Annotated in this window: 6 protein-coding genes; 3 read left to right on the forward strand and 3 right to left on the reverse strand. The window is 66.3% G+C overall.

The features are described from left to right. Positions 1–110 precede the first annotated feature (110 nt). Positions 111–1,775, reverse strand: coding sequence for an aminotransferase class III-fold pyridoxal phosphate-dependent enzyme (locus JQ627_RS17365; RefSeq protein ID WP_212485374.1), 1,665 nt, complete (start codon positions 1,773–1,775; stop codon positions 111–113). 35 nt (positions 1,776–1,810) lie between these two features. Here JQ627_RS17365 and asd point away from each other — a divergent pair, with 35 nt between their 5' ends. Both asd and JQ627_RS17375 read left to right on the forward strand, forming a co-directional pair. Then, positions 1,811–2,674: an archaetidylserine decarboxylase gene (asd, locus tag JQ627_RS17370; protein WP_212485375.1), complete on the forward strand. Its 864-nt coding sequence runs from the start codon at positions 1,811–1,813 to the stop codon at positions 2,672–2,674. A 68-nt stretch (positions 2,675–2,742) separates the two neighbouring features. Further along, positions 2,743–3,306, forward strand: coding sequence for an NUDIX hydrolase (locus JQ627_RS17375; protein ID WP_212485376.1), 564 nt, complete (start codon positions 2,743–2,745; stop codon positions 3,304–3,306). Positions 3,307–3,609: 303 nt separating this feature from the next. Here JQ627_RS17375 and JQ627_RS17380 read toward each other — a convergent pair whose 3' ends face one another. Next, complete coding sequence (locus tag JQ627_RS17380) at positions 3,610–5,082, reverse strand: FecR domain-containing protein (protein WP_212485385.1); 1,473 nt, start codon at positions 5,080–5,082, stop codon at positions 3,610–3,612. A gap of 212 nt (positions 5,083–5,294) precedes the next feature. Continuing rightward, positions 5,295–6,083, reverse strand: a complete 789-nt coding sequence (locus JQ627_RS17385; RefSeq protein WP_212485377.1) for a DUF2147 domain-containing protein — start codon at positions 6,081–6,083, stop codon at positions 5,295–5,297. A 193-nt stretch (positions 6,084–6,276) separates the two neighbouring features. On the opposite strand from JQ627_RS17385, the gene JQ627_RS17390 reads away from it, so the two are divergent. Then, entirely contained in the window at positions 6,277–7,170 is an 894-nt protein-coding gene (locus tag JQ627_RS17390; protein ID WP_212485378.1) for a DUF2147 domain-containing protein, read from the forward strand. Positions 7,171–7,276: the final 106 nt, after the last annotated feature.

Consider the following 7,276-nt stretch of genomic DNA (forward strand, 5'->3'; position numbering starts at 1 on the left):
ACCGCGCCCGTGGAGAGGCCCCCTCACCCCAACCCTCTCCCCGCAGGCGGGGAGAGGGGGAGGAGAGACCTCGCCCCGGAATGACGGAGGTTATGTGGGTAGAGCCAGCCTCAGCGCCCGAAGCGCTTGGCCAGCATCTCTTTCAGGATTTGCCGCTTGATATTCTTGTTGGTGAGCACGCCGTCGTGCCACCAGAAGCCGTCGGCTTTCATCTTCTCGGCCGCGCGGACGAAGCGGTCGGCGACCTCGGTGAAGTCGGCGTCGGTGTAGTTCAGGCTGAAGATCAGCCGTCCGGTGCCGACCCAGCTCAGCGACAGGCCTTCGGCGCGCAGATAGTATTGCAGCATCCAGTTGTAGCGCGATGGCGTGGTGTATTTCACCGTCCAGATCGACGAGAAGTTCGCAAACCGCACCGGCAGGTCGGCGTCGGTCATCATCCGGTTGAGCTTTTCCGCGCGGCCGTTCCAGGTCGTGTCCAGCCCGTCATAGATGGCACGGAAGTTTGGACTGGCGAGGCGGCTCAAGAACTCGTCCATCGCCGTCATGACGTAGGGATGCGAGTTGAAGGTGCCGCGGGCGAAGCAGATATCGGCGGGGCGATCGTCGCGGAAGCGGCGCATCAGTTCGCGTTTGCCGCAGACGACGCCGACCGGCAGGCCACCGGCAAGGCTCTTGCCGTAGGTCACCATGTCGGCCTTGACGCCGAAGTACTCCTGGGCGCCGCCGGCGGCGAGACGGAAGCCGACGAAGACCTCGTCGAAGATCAGCGCGATGCCGCGCTCGGTGCAGACTTCGCGCAGCTTCTTGAGCCACTCGGTATACGCCGCGCGGTCAAAGTTGCCGCCGCGGGAGGAATCGACCAGCGAGGAATCGCCGGGCGCGTTGCCGTTCGGATGCAGGCCCTGCAACGGATTGACCAGCACGCAGGCGATGTCCTTGCGCGTGCGCAGCACATGCAGCGTCTTCTCGGACATCTCGGCGAGGGTGTAGGTCTCGTGCGCGGCGATCGGGTTGCCGACGCCGGGCTGCACGTCGCCCCACCAGCCGTGATAGGCGCCGGCGAAGCGGACGAGATGCGTGCGCTGGGTGTGGTAGCGCGCCAGCCGCACCGCCTGCATGACGGCCTCGGTGCCGGACATGTGGAAGGAGACCTCGTCAAGGCCCGAGATCTGGCAGAGCCGCTGCACGTTCTCGAGGATGACGGGATGGTAGGGGCCGAGCACCGGCCCAAGCGCGTGCGCCCGCTTCTCGGAGCCCTCGATGCACTCCTTATAGAAGTCGTTGCCGAAGATGTTGACGCCGTAGGAGCCCGTGAGGTCGTAGGAGGTGTTGCCGTCGACATCCGTGACGGTGACGCCGCTCGAGGACTCCATGAAGGTCGAGGTGCCCAGATGCTCGCGGACGAGGCGCGAGAACTGGAACGGCACGCGGTAGGTCTCGGTGAAGTGCAGGTCGGAGATCGTCTCCGCCGCTTCCTTCGTCATCGCCCGGCCCTTGGGGTAGCGATCGGCGTAGATTCGCGCGAGGCGGAAGAAGGCGTCCTTGCGCTGCATCACCACATTGGCCGGTGCGCCGTCGCAGCCGAAGTACTTGTCGCCTTCGAACTCGTAGAACGGGAGCAGCTTGGCCACCCGCCGAGACATCTTGGAGTGCCCGGCAAGCGACCGGTGTTTGGCGCGGGACAGCTCAATCCGCGCTTTGATCTTCGGGAAGGCGGCGGCAGCGGACGCTGCGGCGGCCACGGAAAATGAGAGAATCGGGAGTGTCGTTTCCATGACAACAAGCGCTAATACTGTGAGCTGACAGATTCATGACAGTCAAAGCCCTCATCGCCTCTTTCACCCAGCAGGAAGACCTCAACTTCCTGTTGACCAATCGCATCCCCCGCGCGGCGCTGACCCGCTTCATGGGCTGGTTCTCCAAGATCGAGAACCCGTTCGTGCGAGATGTCTCGATCGCGCTGTGGAAGTTGTTCTCCGACCTCGATCTGTCGGAGGCGCGCAAGACCCACTTCAAGAGCCTGCACGACTGCTTCACCCGGGAGCTCAAGCCCGGCCTGCGCCCGTTTGATCCCGACCCTTCCATCGTCGCGAGCCCCTCCGACGGCATCGTCGGCGCTCACGGCCGGATCGCGGACACCGAGCTGTTCCAGGTCAAGGGCGCGCCCTATTCGCTGCTCGACCTGCTCGGCGATTCCGCGCTGGTCGATCAGCACCGCAACGGCTCCTTCGTCACGCTGCGGCTGACCTCGAGCATGTACCACCGCTTCCATGCGCCCTTTGACGCGCATATCGAGCGCGTCACGCTGATCCATGGCGACGTCTGGAACGTCAACCCGATCGCGCTGAAGCGGGTCGAGCGCCTGTTCTGCAAGAACGAGCGCGCGGTGATCCGCACGCATCTCAGCTCAGGCGAAGCCGTAACGCTCGTGCCAGTTGCGGCCATTCTGGTCGCAAGCATCCGTCTGCACTTCCTCGACATGGTGCTGAACGCGCAGACACGCGGCCCGGTCAATTTCCCCTGCGACGTCAACGTGACCAAGGGCGAGGAGCTCGGCTGGTTCGAGCACGGCTCAACCATCATCATCCTTGCGCCCGGCGATTTCACCTTCTGCGACGGCATCCGCGAGGGCACCCGTATTCGCGCAGGTCAAGCGCTGTTGAAGCGAAACTAGCCTTCAATCCGCCGTCCCCATCGCCTATATCGTCCGCGGGGACGATTGGATCGACACGGAATTTTGTGATGGCGCGGGCGCCGGTGATGGCGGCGGGTGGTATTGTGCTGCGGCGTGGCGCGCCGCCGCTGGTTGCGGTCGTGCGCCAGCGCAAGCGCAACGAATGGGTTTTGCCCAAGGGCAAGCTCGACGACGGCGAGACGCCGAAGGAAGCGGCGCACCGCGAGGTGCTGGAGGAGACCGGTCACAATGTGGCCATCCACGAATTCCTCGGCACGCTCGTCTACCAGTCGGGCGGGCGCTCCAAGGTCGTGCATTTCTGGCGCATGGAGGCCGAGGGCGGTCCCGTTCGCAAGCTGATGAACGACATCAAGGCGGTCGACTGGCTGACGCTGGATGACGCGCTCGCGCGCCTGTCGCGCGAATATGAACGCGCGTTTCTGCTGCAGGTCGGTCCGATGGCGCTTGCCGCCGCCGGGTTCGCCTCTTCGCCGGCGCCCGAGCTGGTGCCGGCGACTGACAACATCGATACAGCCTTGCAGACGCTGACGCCCGCCGAAGTCGCCTCAGTCGACGAGCTGCGTCATGGGCTCCTGCAGAAGGTGAAGGCCTGGCTGCGCGGCGAAGCGTGAGTTGTCTTCACGCTGCTCTGCTCGCGAATTTGGAAACATCCGCGAGCTAGCAAGTTTGTGGGAGCCTTAGTTCCCTCCAAGTCGTCATTGCGAGCGCAGCGAAGCAATCCAGAGTCTCTCCGCGGAAAGACTCTGGATTGCTTCGCTTCGCTCGCAATGACGGAGGAGAGGGCCGCGCACTCGACGTCGACCCTCATGGTGAGGAGCGCGCATCGCGCGCGTCTCGAACCATGCGGCCCGACGGTGGACACGCCCTTCGAAACGCTTGCTTCGCAAGCTCCTCAGGGTGAGGGGAGGCACCGTTCACCGCCGCTCTTTCTTCTCCTTCGGAGCGGGCGACGGTCTGCGCGGTGCTGCGGGGCGTTGCGCGGCGGGGAGGCGCTGCTGGAATCCGCCCTGGCGCTGGATGCCGCCCGGCTGTTGAGCCGCGGGCGGTTGGCCCGGCTGCAATCCGGTGCGCGGCGTTTGCGGCTGCGGCGCCGTGCTTGGCTGCGACGGCACGACTCCGCCGGACTGCGCCGGGGTCTGTCCGCCACGCTGCGGCTGGGTTTGCGGCGTGCCGTTGGGCTGGGTGCCCTGTCCAGCGCGCGGTACACCTGGACGTCCGGCGCCTTGCTGCTGGCCGGGCTGCTGCTGTTGTCCTCGCTGCTGCTGACGCTGACCCGCGCGCGGGTTGCCCGGCTGCACCGCGCCACCCTGCCGCTGCGTCGGCTGGGCGCCTTGCTGTGTTCCCTGGCGACCCGGCGTACCCGGCTGCTGCTGGCCCGGACGATTGTTCTGGCCCGGCTGGCCGTTGGGCCGCTGCGGCTGTTGGCCCGGCGGCGTGTTCGGCCGCAATTGCTGCTGCTGTGGTAGCTGGGCCGGCCGCGGAATGCGGCTGACCGCGCCCGGATTGGCGCGGCGGAAGTCGCGCTGTTCGATGACGATCTGCCGGCCCGTAGTCTGCGCCAGATGCACCTGGCTGACGAAGCCGCGGTCGCGCGCGATCTGCTGAGGTGGAATCGTGATCGGCACCGCGGCAAAGCGCATGACACCGGCAGTGGCTGCGCCAGGCCGGATCGCGAAGCCGCTCGCGCCTTGCGTCAGAGCGCCGAGCCGCGCGCCGCTGCTGCGGTCGTCGACGTCGATGTGCCCGACCCGGCCGTCGGCGTCGGGATAGAGCTTGATGTTGACGTTGTTCGCGCTGCCGGCGGCTGCATTTTCCGGCACGTCGACGACGCCGGTGGTGCCGCGGATGCCAAGCGTGGCGGTCGGGGTCGCGATCTTCATGTCGCCGGTCCTCGCCACCGCCGCCGCGACGAAGGCGACGGTACCCTTGCCGATGTCGAAGATCGCCGAATTCTGCTTGCCGCCGTCCTCATAGACGTAATTGTCGATGGTGATCTTCGCGCTGGCGGAGAGGTTGAACGTGGTCGCGTCGTTGAAGGTGATGCCGAGCGAGGAGTTCGACGAGGTCTGCACGACGTCGTTGAGATAGATGTCGTCGCGCGCACGCAGCGGATACGAGTTCTTGTCGCGGATCACGGTCGCGATCCCCGTCACGGTCGCGACGTTACCGATCGGCTCGACGGCGGCGGGTTGCGCGTCGGCCGTGGGCGCAGGTGAGGCTGACGGCGTCGGCGAGGCGGATGGCGCCGGGGAGGGGACGGGTGTCGGCTGCGCTTGTGGTTGCGCCTGCGCAAGCTCGATTGCGTCGGATGCACAAGCCACGCTCGCGCCGGCCAGCGGCAATGCCAGCAGCACAAGCGCAAACACGAAGCGGCGCCAAGCCACCAATGAAGTCACGAGGAGGTCCCGGTGAGAACGCGAGGCGAGATCGGCCGATATCAGCCGGGGTTAGCTGAATGGTGGATGAACATCCGTCGCATGGGAGGGACGAACGTTCAAACGGGGAAGTGCGGAGGGAGAACCGAACAAACTGGAGCACACCGACATCTCTACATCGTCATGGCCGGGCTTGTCCCGGCCATCCACGCCTTGACGTGCTGTCAGCTGACACGCTTCCAGGTCTGGCCGCCGCAGAACATGCCGCCGAAGGCGCAGCCCTGCACGCGCATCGCGTTCGGGCCCTTCATCGCGATCGTGGAGTCGTAGTTGCGGCCGGAGTCGGGATCGTGGATGCGGCCGCTCCACTTCGCGCCGTCGGGCTTCATGTTGATCAGGATGCGCTCGTTGGACTTCACGGCGTAACCGCAGAGATTGGGGCCGCACTGTTCGACCCGGACATTGCCCTTGTTCTCTTCGGTCGCCCAGACGCCGATCGGCGTATTGGCGGCCGGCGCCGGCGCAGCGGCCATCGGAGCCGGAGCGGGTGCGGGAGCAATCGCGACCGGTGCAGGCGCGGCAGCGGGAGCCGCGACGGGCGCAGTCTGCGTGGTGCTGTCGTAGCCGGTGGCCGGAGCGGCGGCAACCGTCGTGGCGGGGGCTGCGGGGGCGACGACAGCAGGCGCGGCCGGCGCGGTCGCCTGGACCGGCGCCTGTTGCACGGGCTGCTGCTGCACCGGCGCGGGCGGCGCGGTCGTCGTGGCCGGAGCGGGCGTGGTGTCGTCGTCGTCCTTGGAGCCGCCAAGGCCCTTGAGGTTGATGTTGTTCAGCTTGATCGGCTTGTCCGAAAGGCCCGGTGCGACGATGGTCACGCAATTGAGCGAGCCGCAGTTGCGGGGCGTCTCGATGCGGATGTGCTGGCCTTCGATCTGGAACGAGATCGAATTGCCGGCATGGGCTGCGGCGGTCGAAGCGAGGAAGAGCGCGGCGGCGGCGATGGTGAGCTTGTTCATGACAACCTCCGATAATGTGCGGTCCCGGTATGGACGAAGTCTCTTGTGGATGAAGCGTGGTTCGACCCTACGCCGCGCCGCACCGGCGTTCTGTGATGGACGTCACAACGGCGCGCGGGCGCCTGGGTGAGCCAGCGCACATTCAGCCGCGGTGCATCTGCGCAATCTCGTCGCGACACAGTGGGAGGCGCCGATGACGCGGCTTGTGACTTCGCTTGGCACATTGATCGCTTTGATGGCGATTGCGTCTTCGGCCGAGGCCGGTTCCTACAACTTTTCGATCGGCGGCCACCGGTTTCATGTCGAGGCGCCGCGCAATTGCCGATCCACCTCCTGTGTTTCGGTTTCCAGCCGCAGCCGGCGGACGATGGAAGATGTCAGCACAACACCGACCCAGCGGCCGGCGCCTGCACCGGTGGTCCAGGCGCCGCAGCCGGTCTATCCGGTTGCCCCAGTCAGGCCCGCGCAAGCAACGGTCGTCGCCCCACAACCGGCACCGCCGGCTCCCGTTCTTGCCGCCTCGACGTCGCAGCCTGTCGTGCCGCCGCCGGCGCCAAAACTTGAAGCGTCAAGGATTGAGGCGCTGAGCCCCAATCCGCCGCGGGTCGAGTTGTCACGCCTGGATCCGCCGAAGACTGTGACGCCCGACCGGCCTCGGATGGAGCCGCCGGTCGTCACCGCCGACCCCGAGATCAAGCCGGCCACAACGATCGCGAAGCGTAGCGACGATGAGCCGGCCTATCTGCCGCTCGGCGAATGGGAGAGCACCGGCGCCAAGGGCGCGGTCCGCATCGAACGCTGCGGCTCCGCGCTGTGCGGCTATACGCTGAGCGAGACGTCGAGCCGGGGTGAGAGCGTGCTTGTCAACATGAAGCCGAAAACGCACGACGTCTGGACCGGCAGCATCTACAGCCGTTCCAGCGGCAGCACCTATTATGCGACGATGACGCTGACAGCCTCCGGCAAGCTTCGTGTCGAGGCCTGCGCGCTCGGCCATTTCTGGTGCTCCGGCAACGACTGGACGCGGGTCGAGGAGCCGCAGGAGAAGCTGATCACGACATCGCGGCAGTGGGGGGCAAGGTCGTAGCGAGGCGCGCCGCTTAGCCTCCCCTGGAGGGCAGGGCTATCGCATGTAGCCGAGGAGTTCGAAGAGGAAGGCATCGTTCCAGCCGGCCCGCTTGAGCTTGAGGCGT

The organism is Bradyrhizobium liaoningense (genome assembly GCF_018130785.1).
GTDB lineage: Bacteria > Pseudomonadota > Alphaproteobacteria > Rhizobiales > Xanthobacteraceae > Bradyrhizobium > Bradyrhizobium liaoningense_A.